This is a genomic window from Devosia sp. (assembly GCF_017307565.1).
GTDB lineage: Bacteria > Pseudomonadota > Alphaproteobacteria > Rhizobiales > Devosiaceae > Devosia.
Window position 1 is genome coordinate 1 of the sequence record NZ_JAFKHD010000350.1, and the last position, 17,411, is coordinate 17,411.

The following is a 17,411-nucleotide window of genomic DNA, read 5'->3' on the forward strand; positions in this document are numbered from 1 at the left end:
AGCTGATGCACCTTCCGCTCCTTGCGGATGATAATCGCTTTGCTCTCAAGGCTATAACCGATGTGTCCCCGAGCCTCGTCGACTATGTCGCCACCCGCTACGGCGTGCCGACACGACACGGCAGCGCCGAGGCGCTGATCGCCGATCCGGAGCTGGACGTCGTTTTTATCCTCACGCCGGACCATCTTCACGCCGAGCTGCTTGAGAAGGCGATCCGCTCGGGGAAGCATGTCTTCATCGAGAAACCAGCTTGCCTGACTGCGGCTCAGCTTGAACCCTTGCTCTCATTGCCGAAGCGGCCGGGGCAGGTGGTGTTCGTGGGCTATATGCGGCGGTTCTCCCGTGCCTTCACGGAACTCAAGAAGCGCTTGCCATCGCTTGAGAAAATTCGGCATGTTCGTGTGCGGGACATCATTCGCGAAGCGCCGTTTTTCGTGGCGCAGACGCGGAACGTGTTCAAGCCCAAGGATGTGCCGGCTGAGCTGATTGCAGAGGGCAGGGCACGGACGCAAGCCATGTTGCGATCCGTCATGGGCGAGGATTGTCCGCCAGATGCGTTGCGCGCCTACCAGGTGCTTACAGGCTTGAGTTCACACAGCTTTTCGGCGATGCGCGATCTGCTTGGCGCCCCCAAAGGCGTGCGTCACGCTACCCAGCACAATGGCGAAACCGTCATCGCGCTTTTCGACTATGGACATTTCACTGCGCTCTATGAGGCGGTGATCGACGACGTTTCGCGTTTCGATGCCGGCATTGAAGTGCTGACCCAGACTCAGCATTTCAAGATGAACTACGATACGCCCTACATCCGCAACCTGCCGACGCGACTGGAGATTACTAGCTCGACCGACACGGATACTGGGACGGAGGTGATCGGGCCGATCTACGAAGATCCGTTCCGCATAGAGCTTGGCGCGTTTTTCGACAGCGTTGCCAATGGTTTGCCGGCAAAGACCAGCCTTGAAGACTCCATGGAAGACCTCAAGCTTTTTGCCGAAGTCGGGCGGCACTTCCGCTAATAACTCCTGACACTCGGTGGCTTGCTAATATTAGCTGATTGTGTATTAGCTTTTTTGGCATACAGCCTCCGAGTATCATGTCTCCTTCAACCCGCACATTGGCGAAGTCTGCCCGTTCCGGAAAAGAGAACGGGTCGAATTCGCGCCGGGTAACGATGACAGATATCGCGCGGGAGGCCGGCTGCTCCCAGGCGACCGTATCATTCGTCATAAATGATGCCCCGGGGATAAGATTATCGAGCGAGACACGGCAGCGGGTGCTCGAGGTGGCGCGGCGGCTGGGTTATGGGCTGCCGCAGGTGAAGGTGGCGGTCGAGGCCAAAAGGGCGAGGAGGGCTGGGCGGATCGGGTTTATCGTCGATCAGCTGGCGACGAGCCCGGAGGCGGTGCAGGCGATTGAGGGGTTGAGCCACGCAGCGCAGGGGGCGGGGGATCTGGTCTTCGTGTCGCAGAGCCGGAATGATCCTGAAATCGAGGCCGAGCTGATCGAGACCTTTGTCGAGCAAGGGGTTTCGGCGCTGGTCTATATGACCATTTTTACCCGCGAGGTGGAGCTTCCGCTGGCGCTGCGGAACCTCGATGTGCCGGTGCTTTTGCTCAATTGCTATACGACGGGGCTGCCCTATCCAGCTGTGGTGCCGAGCGAAATTGCTGGTGGGCAGCGGGCGACGCACCATCTGATCACGCGCGGGCATCGGCGGATTGCGACCATTACGGGCGAAATCTGGATGGAGGCGGCGCAGGATCGGCTGAAGGGGTATCGGCGGGCGCTGGCGACGGCGGATATTCCGTTCGACGCGGATCTGGTTTTCAACGGCAACTGGTCGGCAAGCGCCGGCTATGAGGCGACGCGGAAAATCCTGGACCTGCCTGAGGTGCCGACGGCGATCTTTTGCCAGAACGACCGTATGGCGATCGGGTGTTATGAGGCGCTGAAGGAGGCGGGGTATGAGATCCCGCGGGATATGTCGGTGGTCGGGTACGATGACGAAGAAATTGCGCGGCATTTGCATCCGCAGTTGACGACGTCGGTGCTGCCGCATCGGGCCATGGGGCAGTGGATTGCCGAGCAATTGGCTGATGGCGAGGTGGATAGCCGCTATCCGCTGACCAAGCTTGAATGCCCGCTGGTGGAGCGGGCCTCGGTGGATAAGCCGCGGGGGTAGGAGGCCTTGTCGGTGGTCAATCCCCGGCTGTCATCCCGGCCTTGAGCCGGGATCCATCCTGAGATCTCAAGATGGGCCCCGGCCTTCGCCGGGGAAACATCGAGGGTGGGGTGGTTTTGGGTGTTTTAGCTAGGCCTTTGGTGACGCTATCGAATTTCGCTCGACGAACTCGCACTCGATCTTGAGTTTTTGCATGCGCTCGTCGGCGTCGAGGTCGTCGAAACCGTCAAGAAGCTGGCCGACGGCCCATCGGGCCATTTCGTCGTGGGGGAGGACCATGGTGGAAAGCGGTGGGTCCATGCTGGCGGAAAGGTCTTCGTTGTCAAAGCCGACGATCGAGAGATCTTCTGGGATGTTGAGGCCCAGGATGCGGGCGGCTTCGTAGCAGCCGATGGCCATGCGATCGTTGAAGCAGAAGATGGCGCTGGGGCGATCGGGGCGGGAGAGCAGGGCCAAGGCGCGTTCGCGGCCGGCGCGGATCGAATAGCCGCCGAGGGTGACGAGGCTTTCGTCGACCGGTATGCCGGATTTTTCCATGGCTTGCCTGAAACCGTTTTCGCGGTCGACGGCGGCTTCGGCTATGTGGTGCTCGCCGGCGAGGTGGGCAATGCGGGTGTGGCCGACCTTGATGAGTGCTTCGGTCGCCATATAGCCGCCAACGATGTCGCCAGGCACGACGGCTGGGTGTTTCAGACGTTTTTCGTGGCAGTTGAGCAGGATCAGCGGCAGAGCGGAAAAGGCATTTGGAACAATGACTTCGCGCGTCATAAGCGTCGCGTAGATGGCGCCGATGGCGTTTTGGGCGACGAGCATGTCCAGGCCTGCTTGCTCCAGCGCCGGGCTGTTGCCAGTGCAGAAGGTGGCGACGGTAACGTCCTGCAGGGCGGCTTCGTCGCGCGCGCCTTCGATGAATTGGGCGGCGAAAGGCGTTGTGGATACTTCGTCGATGAAAAGGCCGATGACGCGCTGGCGGCCGGCGGGGACGGGGTGGGCTTTGCCGCGGCGGTAGCCCAGTTGCTCGGCGGCTTCCTGCACGCGGCGGCGGGTGGCTTTTGACACTCGAGCATTCGGGACGCCATTGAGTACCAGCGAGACCGTGGCCTGGGAGACCCCGGCCAGTTCGGCCACTTCGTGCATGGTCGCGCGCTTGTCCACCGGCTCTCCCAGGGTGCGGGGATAGATTCCCCTCCTTGTAAGGCAATTGCTAGCAGACTGTTAGCATCGAGAGCAGCTTTTCCGCGAATTGGTTGCCCCTTCCGCGCCGCGCTTTTCCCTCGCTCCAGCTGTCGTTTTTTCACCCTCTTGCCAAGCGGGTCGTTTCGGCCATATGGTGATAATAATATAACTAATACGCTTAAGGGTGGAGATTATGAATCTTGGTCGTGCAGTCGCCACGGAGGCAGTCGACGCGCCGCGCAAGAGCCTGTCGCTGGACGGTGTCTGGCAGTTCAAGCACGAGGATGGTGCGTGGCGCGAAGCGCATGTGCCCCAGCCCTGGCAGGCCGAATTCTCCGACCTCGTCGATACCTTTGGCCATGCCGTCTACAAGCGCAGCTTTTCGGTTCCGGCCGGCTGGGATCGGCAGGAGCTGGTGCTGCACTTTGGTGCGGTGAGCTACTATTGCGACGTGTTCCTCAACGGCCAGAAGCTCGGTAGCCACGAAGGCGCCTTCCTGCCGTTTGAATTCGTGCTCGATAGCAAGCTGCTGCGCCCGACCAATGAGGTCGAAGTGCGCGTGACCATGCCGTCGGCCGATCATCGCGCTTTCCCCGACTTCCCGTTTGGCGAAGTGCCGCATGGCAAGATTTCCTGGTATGGCCGGATTGGTGGCCTCTGGCAGTCGGTCTCGCTGCTGGCGCGCGATGCACGCCGGCTTGAGGCGGTGGTGATCACCGCCGGTACCGATGGTCTTGTGAAGGCTGAGCTTGATTTCTCCGCTGCGGCCGCTGGCCTGCCGGTGAAGCTCGCCGTGCGCGATGCCGGTGGCAATGTGGTGGCCGAAAGCTCGGTGACTGCAGCGGCTTCGGTTGCGGTCGAGCTGGCGGTGACGGCGCCAAAGCTCTGGGGCATCGACCAGCCCAATCTCTATACACTGACCGTGTCTCTCGGCGACGATGTCGACGTCGTCGAGGAGCGCTTTGGCTTCCGCTCGGTCGAAACGCGCGACGGCAAGATCCTGCTCAATGGCGAGCCGATCTTCATGCGCGGTGCGCTCGATCAGGACTACTATCCTGACGGCATCTATACGCCGCCTTCGCTTGAGTTTCTGGAAGACCAGGCGAAGAAGGCCAAGGAACTCGGCCTCAATACGCTGCGCTGCCACATCAAGGTGCCGGACCCGCGCTATTATGACGTGGCCGACCGTTTTGGCCTGCTCGTCTGGACCGAAATCCCGAACGTGGCGAATTTCACCTCGAAGTCGGCGCAGCGGATGCGCGACACGATGACGGGCATTTTGAAGCGTGACCGCAATCACCCCTCGATCATCTGCTGGACGATCATCAATGAGGACTGGGGCACCCGCATGCTCGAAAATGCCGAGCATCGGCAGTGGGTGAAGGACACTTATGACTGGCTGAAGGCTGAGGACACGACCCGTCTCGTGGTCGACAATTCCGCCTGCTTCCCCAACTTCCACGTCAAGACCGACCTCAACGACTATCACTATTACCGTTCGGTGCCGGAACGCCGGCAGGAATGGGACGACATCACCGCGCAGTTTGCGGCCGGTGCTGATTGGACATTCTCGAGCCTTGGCGATGCCGAGCGCAAGGGTGATGAGCCGCTGATCGTTTCGGAGTTCGGTGTCTGGGGTCTGCCTGATCCCAAAATGCTGCGCCGGGAAGATGGCTCGGAGCCGGATTGGTTCGAGACCGGCTCGCTCTGGGGCGATGGCGTGGCGCTGCCGCATGGCATCGAGGATCGCTTTGGCGCGCTCGATCTGGCGAAAACCTTCGGCTCGTTCGATGCCTTCATCGAGAATGTGCAGTGGTACCAGTTCATGAACCTGCGCTACGAGATCGAGGAGATGCGCCGCTATTCCTCGATCATGGGCTATGTGATCACCGAGCTGACGGACGTGCATTGGGAGGCCAATGGTCTCCTCGATATCGAGCGCAATCCGCGCGTGTTCCACGACGTGTTCGGGACGATCAATACCGACGTGGTGATCGTGCCGCGGCCGGCGCGGTACTCGGCATATCTGGGTGAAACGCTCGATATCGAACTGAAGATCGGTACCGGTGGCGAGACTATTCCGGCTGGCGCCGTGCTGCGCTGGAGCGGGGAAGTTTCGGGTTTGGTTTCCGTGCCGGCAACGGGCAAGGTTTCGACTGCTGATCTCGGCAAGATTAGTTTTGCCCTGCCTGCGGGCGGCGGCAATCGTATGCTGTCCATAGAATTTGTGCTTGAGGCCAATGGTTCGGTTCTCTCGCGCAATACTTGCGAGATCGCGCTTTATGCAAAGCGCGACACGGCCGGGCGCCCCTCCATCGCCGCCGCCGATTCCTCCCTCGCAAGCTATGCCAGCGGCCTCGGCTACCGTGTGGTACCGGCTGCCGAGGCCGACGTGGTGCTGGTGCATGCCGTGGATGGCGACGATGTCGAAGCCATCAAGGCGGGCGCACGCTACCTCATCCTGGCCGATGGCACGGTGGAGACGAACAAGAACCTCCGTACCGACATGCCGCTCGGGGAATTGCCGCACCGTTCCATTGTGGCCGATGGCAAGAAGTTCCGGCCGAGCTTGGACCAGCATTTGCCGGGGATCAGCCTTGTCGAGCGTGACGGGACGATCTGGCGCGGTGACTGGATTGCCGGGTTCTCGTGGGTGCGTCGTGAGGGTGCGTTTGCCGACATTCCGGGTGGGCCGATCTTTGATCTCTCGTTCTCGGACGTGGTGCCGCATCACCTGCTTACGGGCTTCAGGCCCTGGGAATTTGGCAACAACGTTATCGCTGGGATGGTCTGCGGCTGGGTGCATAAGCCGGCGGCGATCATTGGCGAGAAGCGGGTTGGCCGTGGTGGGGTTGTCGCGACGACGTTCCGGCTGCTGCGGGAAAAGGCAGGAGCTGACCCGGTGGCGGCGGCGCTGTTCGATGGGCTCGTGACGACGGCGGCTGAGCTGCCGGTGGATAAGGGAAGTATGCGCTGAGGTGAGCCACGATGCCCCCTTCTCCCCTTGAGGGAGAAGGTGCCCCGGAGGGGCGGATGAGGGGTATTCAGGGCCAATAACTCGCTCCTCTGCGGAGGAGAGATACCCCTCACCCTGACTTTTCGCTGAACGCGAAAAGTCTGTCCCTCTCCCTCAAGGGGCGAGGGGAAGTTCGGTGGACGTGGAGAGAATGCAGACCAGAAGACAGCAAAGCTGCGCTGGTCCCAAGAGGAGGAAAGAGATGGCCGATATCGTCCTTCGGGATGTCAGCAAGTCCTATGGCTCCGTGCAGGTGCTGGACAGCGTCAGCATGCATATTCGTTCGGGCGAGTTCATCGTTTTCCTCGGGCCCTCGGGCTGCGGAAAATCGACGCTGCTGCGGATGATTGCCGGGCTCGAGGCGGTCAATGCGGGCGAGATCCATATCGGCGATCGCCGGGTGGACCAGTTGCCGCCCAATCAGCGCGGCGTCGCCATGGTGTTCCAGAATTATGCGCTCTATCCGCATATGACGGTGCGCCAGAACATGAGCTTTGGGCTCGAGAACGTCGGCACCGACAAGGCGGAGATCGCGCGGCGCGTCGATGAGGCGGCGCGGGTGCTCGAAATCGGGCAATTGCTCGATCGGCGGCCGGCGCAGCTTTCGGGCGGGCAGCGACAGCGTGTTGCCATTGGCCGCGCCATTGTGAGGGAGCCCGATGCGTTCCTGCTCGATGAGCCGCTAAGCAATCTCGATGCGGGCTTGCGCGTGAGGACGCGCGTGGAGCTGGCGCAACTGCACCAGCGCATCGGCACGACGATGATTTTTGTGACGCACGATCAGACCGAGGCCATGACGCTGGCGAGCCGGATTGTCGTCATGAACAACCGCAAGGTGGAGCAGATAGGCACGCCCATGGAGGTTTACTCCAAGCCGGCGAGCCGGTTCGTGGCGGCCTTTGTGGGTTCGCCCTCGATGAATTTTCTGCCGGTGACGGCGCTGGCCGATGCTGGTGGGCGGGTCGTGGTGACGGCGGGTGGTTCGACCATTCCGACGACGATCGCGACGTCCGTGGCGCCGACCGTGGGGCAGGGGCTGACCTTTGGGGTGCGGCCGGAATCGCTTGTTGTCGCGGCCGATGGCGAGATTTCAGGGACCATTGCGCTCGTCGAGCGGCTGGGGGACCGGACACTGATCCATACAAAGCTTAGCGATGGCACGGTCATCGTTGGCGACGATATCGGCAAGTCGACGCTCGAGGCCGGCGCGCCGGTAAAGCTCAAGATCGATGGCTCGGCGGTGCATCTCTTCGATGCACAGGGCGTCGCCTATCACGCCGACTGAGGAGAATTTCTGCTGGGCGGAAAACAACAAAGCGCCGCTCCAGCCGGATGAACACATGCATTGGGCATGTTTTGGGAGGAAGATGTTATGAGACTGTCTTTGAAGCGATTGGCTCTGGTGTCGACGGCGCTGATGGCGCTGACGCATGCCGCTGCGGCGCAGCAGACTGTGGTCTGGTGGGATTTTCTGGCAGGCGGCGACGGCGTGCGCATGAAGGCGCTGATCGACGGTTTTAACAAGGAGCATGAAGGCGAAATCCAGATCCAGGGCACGACGCTGGAATGGGGTACGCCCTTCTACACCAAGCTGCAGACCTCCTCGGCCATTGGCGAAGGTCCCGATATTGCGACCTATCACCTGAGCCGCATTCCGCTGGCCGTCAACAGCGGCACGCTTTCTGAAGTCACCGACGAGGACATGGCGGGCGCAGGCATTTCCGATGCCGATTTCACCCAGGCTGCGTCTGACGCGGGCAAGGTCGATGGCACCCGTTATGCCGTGCCGTTCGACCAGCATGGTCTCATCCTCTACTACAACAAGGATATGCTCGCCGAAGCCGGTCTGATCGGTGACGATGGGCTGCCCAAGGGCCTCAATGGGCTCGAGAACTTCAACAAGATCCTGGCTGACTTCACCAAGGACGGGAAGTACGGTATTTCGACCCCGACGGGCGATCGTTACCGCACGATCTATTCCCTGTTTGGGCAGCAAGGCGGCACGATGTTCGACGAAGCCGCCGGCGGGTTTTTCCCGACGGACGAAGATCTGACCAAGCTGACCAACGCCATCGACGTGGTGAAGGGCTGGGTGGATAGCGGCTATACGCCGGTTCAGGTCGAAAGCCCGGCTGCGCTCGCGCTCTTTACCTCGGGCCAGTCGCCCTTCTTCATCATGGGCAATTGGGAAGTGCCGACCATGGTCGACCTCCATGCCAAGGGTGAACTGTTCGAGTGGGGCGCGGTGGAATTGCCGACGCTGTTCGAAAACAAGGCCGCATGGTCTGACTCGCACGCTTTCGTCATTCCGGCCAATTCGGGCAAGGAAGTCGATGCGGACAAGCGTGCTGCGGTCATGAAGGTCATCGCCTGGATGGACCAGCACTCGCTCGACTGGGCAGGCGCAGGCCATATCCCGGCCTTCAATGCCGTGCGTGAAAGCGCTGAATTCCAGGCGCTGAAGCCGCAGTCTGACTATGCAGGGTTTGCCGATACGGCCGTGTTCGATCCACGCACCATCCTTGCTGGTCCGGCTGCTCCGCTCGGCGACGCGTGGAGCAACTTCATCAATCCCGCCACGACTGGTGAAATCGAGCCGGCCGATGCCGCCGCGCAGATGCGCGACGATCTGAACGGCCAGCTCTGATTGAGCTTGGGGGATGCGGGCATGGGTCCGCATCCTCTTTCCACCGCGTCATTCCCGCGAAAGCGGGAATCTCGCTGCACCGAAACAGGGATTCCCGCTTTCGCGGGAATGACGCGGTGACTGGAAGTGTTTCGGTGATTGTCGCAGGCGGGGAGGCCCAGAAAATGCTCAGGGACAAAAGGCAGGAATATCTGGTTGCGCTGATGCTGGTGGGCCCGTTCGTGCTCATTTATGGCGCGCTCTTTGTCTGGCCGACGATCCAGATGGCCATGCTCAGCTTCACCAAGGCGCCGTTGATCGGGACGGGCGACTGGGTCGGCTGGGACAATTATGTGAAAATCCTCAGCCACAAGCTGTTTCACCAGGCTTTCTGGAACACCGCTTATTTCGTGCTGCTGACGGTCATTCCCAATACGCTGATCTCGCTGGTGATCGCTCTCGCGGTGAACCGTTTGAAGGGGCCGGTGCAGGGCTTTGTGCTCGCCTGCTTCTTCCTGCCCTATATCCTGCCGGTCTCGGTGGTGTTCCTGACCTGGAACTGGATCATCGACGTGCAATATGGGCTCGTGCAGGGCTTTGTGGCGCTGTTCAACGGCGGCAAGCCGATCTCGCTGACCCGCACCATTCCGCTCTTCATGCCCACGGTTGCTTTCGTCACCATCTGGTGGACCATGGGTTTTAATATTCTGCTGTTCATCGCCGGCTTGAGGAACATCTCGCCGGAAATCTATGAGGCGGCTTCGCTCGATAGCGCCGGGCGGTGGCGGCAGTTCCAGCGGATTACCTGGCCACTGATCTGGCCGGTGACGGCGCTGGTGCTGACCATCCAGTTGATCGCGCAACTCAAAATCTTCGACCAGGTCTACCTGTTCTCAATCGGGGGGCGGCAGGACGCGACGATCACGCTGGTTCAATATGTCTACAAGCTGGCCTTTCAGCAGAACAAGGGCGGCGAGGCCGCGACCGCTGCCATGCTGCTGTTCGGGATGATCATCATCCTGTCGGTACTGCAATACCAGCTGCTGCGCGCACGAGGTGAGAAATGAGCGCCGAAGCCATTCCCAATCGCGACGCCATGGTCGCCGCACGCAGCCGGGGCGATGGTCCCATCGACATGATCGGGCTGGTACTCACCGTCATCACCATTCTGGTGGCGCTCGGCTCGTTCTTCCCGATCTATTGGGCCGTGATCACGTCGATAAAGCCCGATGGTGAGGTGATCTCGGGCAGCAATTCGCTGATCCCCAATCGCGTCGTTTTCGACAGCTATATCCATATCTGGAACAACACCAATATCGGCATCTGGTACATCAACTCGATGGTGACCTCGCTGATCATCACCGCCTTGGTGATCGTCTCCTCGGCCGGCTGCGCCTATGCGCTGAGCCAGCTCGATTTCCCCGGCCGGCGGGTCATCTATGTGCTCATTCTGGCTTGCTTCATGGTGCCGATGCAGGCGCTGATCGTGAACCACTTTGTGCTCATGGCGCAGTTCAAGCTGCTCAATACATGGGCCGGTATCATCCTGCCGCAGTTGATCGTTCCGGTGGTGATCATCGTCTACAAGCAGTTCTTTGACTCGGTGCCAAAGGAGTTTCGTGAGGCGGCGCAGATGGATTCTGCGGGGCATCTCAAAATTCTGTTCCGGATTTATCTGCCGATGAACTGGGGTGTAACTGCCTCGCTTGCCATCATCACCTTTATCGGCGCGTGGAATTCGTTCCTCTGGCCTTTCCTTGCAGCGACGGGCGAGGCGACGATGACCGTGCCGGTGGGCATTACCCAGGTGAAGGACGCCTATGGCATCGTTTACGGTAAGCTGATGGCCTCGGCCGTGGTGGCGGGCCTGCCGGTTGCCGTGGTCTATCTGATCTTCCAGCGCCGGGTGACGCAGGCGATCATGCTCTCGGCTGGCGTGAAGGGCTAGCCTTGCCACGATCCAGCGACTTTTTCGGCCCCACTCAGGCTGGGGCCGAAAGGGTAGTCTGGACACAAGGGAGGCGATGGGCTAGGTAGCCAGAAGGGCCGAAACGCCCTTGCGCGGCCGGGGACGACCCCGGCGCTGCCGTTCTGACCAGATAGGGGACGACCCCGCCAAGGTGAGAACTGTGTTCAATCTTCGAGATCATTTGCCAAACGCGACGCTGCTCAAGCTGGGCATCGCCTGGCTTGTTGTCGTGACCTTCCTTGTCGGCGGGCCGACCTGGCTGCACGAGCCCATTGAGCCCTCGGTGGCGGTCGTAAGCTTTGTGGTGATCTTTGCCACCATTCTGCTCGCGGCTTTCGGGGTCGTGCATGAGGCAGATTGGCTGGCGCACCGGCTGGGCGAGCCCTATGGCACGCTGATCCTGACGCTTTCCATTGTGCTGATCGAAGTCATCTTGATCGCCGCAGTGCTGCTCGGGCCGGGCGAGAACCCGACGATCGGGCGAGATTCGATCTTTGCGGTGATGATGATCATTCTCAACCTCGTCATGGGCATTTGCCTGGTTCTGGGCGGGTTGCGGTATGGCGAGCAGGAATACAATTTCCAGGGGGCCATGGCCTATGTGGCCATGACGCTGGTTCTGGCCGGGATCGGGTTGATCCTGCCCAATACGCTGAGCACGGGCGACGGCACATTCTGGCCGGTGCAGGCGGTGGCGTTGGCGGTGCTGACCATCGTGCTCTACGGCGCTTTCCTCCTGATGCAGACGCGCGGCTACAAGCGCTTCTTCGTGCAACCGGCGGCGGGGAGCCTCGTCGTGCCCCATGGTTCGGAAGCCGGTGACGCCGGGGAGCCGAAGGCGGCGCTCGACATGAAGGGCGTCGTCGTCCGCTCGGTGCTGCTGGTGGCGATGATGTTGCCCATTGTGCTGTTGGCGCATGATCTGGCGCTGGTGGTCGACTTCGGCATCGAGACGGCCGGGGCGCCGATTGCGCTTGGCGGGGTGATCATCGCCATCATCGTCTTCACGCCGGAATCGATGGCGGCGGTGCGGGCGGCGCTCGACAATCAATTGCAGCGCTCGGTCAATCTCTGCCTCGGGGCTTTTGTTTCCACGGTGGGCCTGACCATTCCGGCGGTGCTGACCGTGGGTCTTCTGACCGGCAAGACCGTGGTCATGGGCGTCAGCCCAACCGATACCGTGCTGCTGCTGCTGACCATTGGCCTCACCGCGCTGACCTTTGTGGGGCAGCGCACCTCGGCGCTGGCGGGCATGTTGCACCTGGCGCTTTTCGCGGATTTTGGACTGCTGCTCTTCCTGACCTGAGCAACTGGCCTGCCGGCGGGACGACCTGCCTGCAAGGGACCGCTTTGGGGACGACCCCTCCTGAGGTAGTCCCATGAATGATCCTATCAATGTCATCGTCCTGATCGGATGCCTTGTCGGCTATGTTGCGGCCGATCTTCTGGTCAGCGCCGGCGCTGCGTCCGGCAATTCCCACTTCGTCAGCCTCTTGCCCTCAGCCTTCGGCCTTGCCGTGGGCCTCGTGGCATTGCGGCTGCGCAAATAACCAACGCCACAAGGAAGAACCATGGCCAGTGATCCCATCCACCAGTTCGTCGTCGAGCCGATCTTTCCGTTGCCGCCCATTGCGGACATGGATTTCAGCTTCACGAATGCATCGGCCTATATGATGCTGACCATGGCGGTGGCCGCGGGTTTCATGATCTTTGCCGGGCGCAAGGCAAGCCTGGTTCCGGGGCGGATGCAGCTGGTGGCCGAATTGGCCTATCGCAATATCGAGACCATGATCGTTTCGAGCACCGGGCGGGAGGGGATGCGGTTCTTCCCGCTGGTGTTCTCGCTGTTCAGCTTCATCCTCGTGGCCAACATGATCGGCATGGTGCCCTATGCCTTTACGGTGACGGCGCAGATCATCGTGACGGCGGCGCTGGCGCTGCTGGTTTTTGCGACGGTGACGCTTTATGGCCTCTTCCGGCACGGTTTCCGGTTTTTCCGCCTGTTCCTGCCGCAGGGCATGCCCGGCTATCTCGCGCCCGTGATCGTGCCGATCGAAGTCATTTCCTACTTCTCTCGCCCGATCAGCCATTCGGTGCGTCTTTTCGCCGTGATGCTGGCGGGGCACGTGACGCTAAAAGTGTTCAGCGGTTTTGTGGTCGATCTGAGCGGGTTGGGGCCGCTGGGCGTGGTGGCCGCACTGGCTCCCATGACGATGGCAGTGGGGATCACGGCGCTGGAGCTGCTGATGTCAGCGATCCAGGCCTATGTGTTCACCATGCTCACCTGCATGTATCTCAACGACGCCATTCACCCCTCGCACTAGGGCGCGCGTTCACGCGCCCGTGGCCGCTCTTGCAAGGCCATGGGCGATGAGCCGGTCGATCACCTCGGCATAGGGCACGCCGCTGGCCGCCATGGCTTTTGCGTACATGCTGATGTCGGTAAAGCCGGGGATGGTGTTGACCTCGTTGACGAGGAGGCGGAAGTCGGCGGTGACGAAGAAATCGACCCTCGCCATGCTGTCGCAGCCCAGCGCCCGGAAGGCGGTTTCCGCCATCCGGCGCATGTCGCGCTCGGTCGCTTCCGGCAGCTCGGCAGGTACTTTGATGATGGCGCCGTCAGCGTCGATATATTTGGCCTCGTAGCTATAAAAGCCGTGGCTTTCGGCCGGGACGATTTCGCCGGGGCGGGAGACAAAAATGCTGCCATCAGCGCCTTCGAGGACGCTGCATTCGATCTCGCGGCCTTCGATGAATTCTTCGGCGAGGAGCAGGCTGTCATGCTTGAAGCCGGTGGTGACGGCGGCCTGATAGTCGGCTGCGCTCGTGACCTTGCTGACGCCCACTGAAGAGCCCTGGCGAGCCGGCTTGATGAAGAGCGGCAGGCCGAGTTTTTCGGCGAGGGTTTCGAAGTTCGGCACATGGCGAGGCGTGATGGTTTCGGAGCGGGCGGCGGGGAGGCCGGCGCCGAGGAGCAGCTGTTTGGCGATGCGTTTGTCGAGCGCCACGGCGGAGCCGAGAATGCCGCAGCCGACGAGGGGAACGCGCGCGACTTCGGCGGCGCCCTGGATGGAGCCGTCTTCGCCGAAAAGGCCATGCAGCACGGGGAAGAGGGCGTCGAGCGGAGCGAGTTCTTCGATGGTGCCGGCGGGGTCGAGGGCGATGAGCCGGCCTTTGCCGCCGGGGATCAGGCTCAGCAGCGGGCCATCTGTGGGGAGGGACAGTTCGCCGTTGCTGAACTGGCTCAGCAGCCAGCGGCCATCGCGGGTGATGAAGATCGGGACGGCGTCGTATTTCTGCGGGTCGAGGGCGCCAACGGCATTGGTGGCCGACATGATTGAGACATCGTGCTCGTCCGAGCGGCCTCCGAAGGCAATGCCGATGCGTGCCCGCTTGTTTTCGCCCATGTCGTCCTATGCCCTTCGTGCAACGTCGAATCCTGGAGTGTCACTGATGGGCACTTCGTATGCATGGTGTATCGGGCACGACCGAAGATCAATCAAGCCGGGTGGTGGCGCTAGTAGCTCCGATCGGGTGGCAGGGCGGCGTTCTTGATCTTGAAGTAGCAGTTGCAGCTGTGTTGTTCGAGAATGGCGCGGTCTTTTACGTGGATGGTGCCGCGCGAATATTCGATGGCGCCGAGGGCCTGGAGGCCCGCGCAGGCTGTGCTGACGGTTGCACGGCGCACGCCGAGCACGTCCGCGAGTGCCTGCTGGGTCAGCTCGAACGTCTGGCCCACACTGTTGTCGTCGGCATTGAGCAGCCAGCGTGCAACGCGCTGGTCGGCGCTGTGCAGCGAATTGCAGGCCACCGATTCAAGCGTCTGGGTAATCAGCGAGCGCGCGTAGCGCAGCATGGTTTCGCGTACGCAGATGAACTCGCCAAGCGCCTCATCGATGTCACGCAGCGACACCCAGGACGCGTAGCCCGGAATCTGGACGACCGAGCGGCTCATGGCGCTGTTGCCGGCCGCACCGCCCAGGATCAGCTCGTAGCCGAGAAAGCCTTCGTGGCCAATGGCTGCCTTTTCTACCTGTTGCCCATCCGAATCCGCGGCAATCAGCGAGATGATCCCCGAATGGGGGAAAACCGCATGGGTGAAGTGCGCGCCCTCCTCATAGATGACCTCTCCGCTGTGGGTCTCCCGGGTCAAGGCGTGTTGACGCATGAACTCCTGCGCGGCGGGGCGCAGCGACGAGAAAATGCGATTCCTGAATGGCTGCTCCATGATCTGCGGCCTTTACTTCTCATTTAGCAATATATGTGTACGCTACCGGATATAGATCGGTCCGATACTGTCCGTATCAATGTACATTGTTGTCATTGGTGTGGTCAGCTGTAGTCATACTTCATTTCTAAATAGACCACTGGGGAGAGCGGTCAAGTGGAGCCTACACGTCTGCCGTTTACCGCGGAAATATCCGCAAGAAAGTTGGTTCCGCTCGACGTGGGCGCGGAACTCGACTGTTATCTGGAAGCGCTGAACCGCACTGCGATTGTTGCGACGACCGACAAAGCGGGTCGTATTGAGACGGTCAACGACAAGTTTTGCGAGATTAGCCAATACAGCCGGGAGGAGCTGATTGGGGCCGATCACCGGCTGCTGAATTCGGGTCACCATCCGTCCGACTTCTTCAAGGACATGTGGCGCACGATCGGCTCCGGGGCCGCATGGCACGCAGAAATCTGCAATCGTGCCCAGGATGGTAGCCTCTATTGGGTCGATACCACCATTGTGCCGAAGCGGTCGCGCGATGGGCGGCGGACTGGCTATGTCTCCATTCGATATGACATTACCAATCGCAAACTTGCCCAGAGCGCGCTGATCGCCGAAAACGAGCGGCGCGAGCGGGCCGAAGAGCTGCTGCGCGAGATTCTCGATTCTCTGCCCGGTTCGGTTGCCGCCTATGACTCGGCGGAGGCCCTCGTTCTCTTCAATCAGCGCTTCGATCAGCTTTATCGCGGGGCGCCGCGGCCCGGCATGTCCATGGCCGATGTTCTGCAGCTCAAATATTCATCCGGTGTGTTGCGGGCGCCGCCCGGTGACCAGTCCCTGGCCGTTGCCGCCATGATGCAGCGCACCATCGATAATGAAAAACTGCTGCAACGGCTCTCCGATGGGCGCTGGATGCAGGTTGAACATCGGCGTTCGCCGCGCGGCTATTCGATCTCGGTTGAAACCGACGTCACCGAGATCAAGTCGATGGAGCGCAAGGCGCGCCGGGAGGCAGAGCGCGATCCGCTGACAGGCCTTTATAATCGCCGCGTTTTTCTTGACCGTCTTGTCCGTATCGGGCGTCGGGGGCAGGAGCGCGGCCACGGCCTCTATCTGATCGATCTCGACCGGTTCAAGGAGATCAACGATACGCTTGGGCATGAGGCGGGCGACCATCTCCTCACTGTCACGGCGCAACGGCTGCAACAGGCCGTCGGGCGCAGCGATGTGCTGGCGCGGCTCGGTGGGGATGAGTTCGCCATCGTCTGTCGCCATGACGGCGCCGCCGACCGGGGCGAAGAACGGGCGCGGGCGCTGCTGGCGCATCTGCGTCAGCCTATCCAACTGCGAGGCACGACCATTCGCCCAGCAGGCAGCATCGGTTTCGTGACCGTGGAAGGCAACGGCACGCCGGCGGCCGAATGGCTCAGGCGGGCAGACCTGGCGCTTTATGCTGCAAAGGAAGCGGGACGCTCCAGCGCCGCGCGCTACACGCCTCTCATGAGCCGTCGGGCCGAGCTTGCTGCCGCCCTTGAGCGAGATCTGATCAAGGCGATCGACGAGGACAAGGTAACGGTCGCCCTGCAGCCGCAGGTGCATATGCGCAGCGGCGATCACGCCGGTTTCGAGGCGCTTTTGCGCTGGAAGCGGCAGGGCCAGATGGTTGCGCCGCCCGATGTGATTGCCGCAGCGGCCCGGGCATCGCTTGGCACCAAGCTGACGCTGATCATCGCAGCGCAGGCGCTCGCAGCGGCCCATGCCATGCGTCAGTCCGGCATCGCGCCCGGTACTATTGCCATCAATGTGGCCGGGCCAGAGTTGCTAGAAACTGGATTTTTGGCACAGCTCTGCCGGTTGATCGACCGGTTCGGCATGGCGCGGGAGCAGTTCGAACTCGAGGTTACCGAGCGCGTCGTGATCGATACGGATGGCGCTCGCATCTGCGAGGCCTTGCACGCCTGCGCGGACGAAGGGCTGCGCATTGCGCTCGATGACTTTGGCACAGGTTATGCCTCGCTTTCGCACCTGACCAAGCTGCCGGTGCATCGGCTCAAGATCGACCAGCAGTTCGTGCGGGGCGCAGTAGCCGATGGTGCCAGTCTATCGGTCGTGCGGATGCTGACCGATCTGGCCCACGACCTCGGCATGACCGTCGTGGCGGAGGGCATTGAGACCGAACAGCAGTTTGCGCTGATGCGCTCGCTCGGTTGCGATTTTGCCCAG

General features: G+C 61.4%; 14 protein-coding genes. 11 read left to right on the top strand and 3 right to left on the bottom strand.

Annotated elements, in window-relative coordinates:
• Positions 1-1,019 (top strand): Gfo/Idh/MocA family oxidoreductase (locus tag J0I64_RS13960; RefSeq protein ID WP_366933745.1); only part of this gene is annotated, 1,019 nt, incomplete at its 5' end.
• 155 nt (positions 1,020-1,174) lie between these two features.
• Positions 1,175-2,185 (top strand): LacI family DNA-binding transcriptional regulator, encoded by a 1,011-nt coding sequence (locus tag J0I64_RS13965; RefSeq protein ID WP_291409249.1) that lies wholly within the window; start codon positions 1,175-1,177, stop codon positions 2,183-2,185.
• A gap of 129 nt (positions 2,186-2,314) precedes the next feature.
• Here J0I64_RS13965 and J0I64_RS13970 read toward each other — a convergent pair whose 3' ends face one another.
• The gene (locus tag J0I64_RS13970) at positions 2,315-3,340 is read right to left on the bottom strand and encodes a LacI family DNA-binding transcriptional regulator (protein ID WP_291409251.1); all 1,026 of its coding nucleotides are present in this window, start codon (positions 3,338-3,340) and stop codon (positions 2,315-2,317) included.
• Between the two features lie 214 nt (positions 3,341-3,554).
• Between J0I64_RS13970 and J0I64_RS13975 the strand changes: the two genes are divergently transcribed.
• From J0I64_RS13975 to J0I64_RS14010, 8 genes are all read left to right on the top strand, one after another.
• Positions 3,555-6,338, top strand: a complete 2,784-nt coding sequence (locus J0I64_RS13975; RefSeq protein WP_291409253.1) for a glycoside hydrolase family 2 TIM barrel-domain containing protein — start codon at positions 3,555-3,557, stop codon at positions 6,336-6,338.
• A gap of 241 nt (positions 6,339-6,579) precedes the next feature.
• Positions 6,580-7,662 (top strand): sn-glycerol-3-phosphate ABC transporter ATP-binding protein UgpC, encoded by a 1,083-nt coding sequence (gene ugpC / locus J0I64_RS13980; RefSeq protein ID WP_291409255.1) that lies wholly within the window; start codon positions 6,580-6,582, stop codon positions 7,660-7,662.
• 87 nt (positions 7,663-7,749) lie between these two features.
• Complete coding sequence (locus J0I64_RS13985; protein ID WP_291409257.1) at positions 7,750-9,024, top strand: extracellular solute-binding protein; 1,275 nt, start codon at positions 7,750-7,752, stop codon at positions 9,022-9,024.
• A 164-nt stretch (positions 9,025-9,188) separates the two neighbouring features.
• Positions 9,189-10,070 (top strand): carbohydrate ABC transporter permease, encoded by an 882-nt coding sequence (locus J0I64_RS13990; RefSeq protein ID WP_291409259.1) that lies wholly within the window; start codon positions 9,189-9,191, stop codon positions 10,068-10,070.
• A gap of 68 nt (positions 10,071-10,138) precedes the next feature.
• Entirely contained in the window at positions 10,139-10,951 is an 813-nt protein-coding gene (locus tag J0I64_RS13995; RefSeq protein ID WP_291409273.1) for a carbohydrate ABC transporter permease, read from the top strand.
• Between the two features lie 181 nt (positions 10,952-11,132).
• Positions 11,133-12,278, top strand: a complete 1,146-nt coding sequence (locus tag J0I64_RS14000; protein WP_291409261.1) for a calcium:proton antiporter — start codon at positions 11,133-11,135, stop codon at positions 12,276-12,278.
• Positions 12,279-12,351: 73 nt separating this feature from the next.
• Entirely contained in the window at positions 12,352-12,522 is a 171-nt protein-coding gene (locus tag J0I64_RS14005) for a hypothetical protein (RefSeq protein ID WP_291409263.1), read from the top strand.
• Between the two features lie 21 nt (positions 12,523-12,543).
• Positions 12,544-13,296, top strand: a complete 753-nt coding sequence (locus tag J0I64_RS14010; RefSeq protein ID WP_291409265.1) for a F0F1 ATP synthase subunit A — start codon at positions 12,544-12,546, stop codon at positions 13,294-13,296.
• Between the two features lie 9 nt (positions 13,297-13,305).
• Here the strand turns inward: J0I64_RS14010 and J0I64_RS14015 are convergent, their stop codons facing one another.
• Entirely contained in the window at positions 13,306-14,379 is a 1,074-nt protein-coding gene (locus J0I64_RS14015; protein WP_291409267.1) for a D-alanine--D-alanine ligase family protein, read from the bottom strand.
• Positions 14,380-14,489: 110 nt separating this feature from the next.
• Positions 14,490-15,200 carry a Crp/Fnr family transcriptional regulator gene (locus J0I64_RS14020; protein ID WP_291409269.1) on the bottom strand — a complete coding sequence of 237 codons (711 nt, stop codon included), beginning with the start codon at positions 15,198-15,200 and terminating at the stop codon, positions 14,490-14,492.
• Positions 15,201-15,356: 156 nt separating this feature from the next.
• Here J0I64_RS14020 and J0I64_RS14025 point away from each other — a divergent pair.
• On the top strand, positions 15,357-17,411 hold a 2,055-nt coding region (locus J0I64_RS14025), incomplete at its 3' end, for an EAL domain-containing protein (protein ID WP_291409271.1).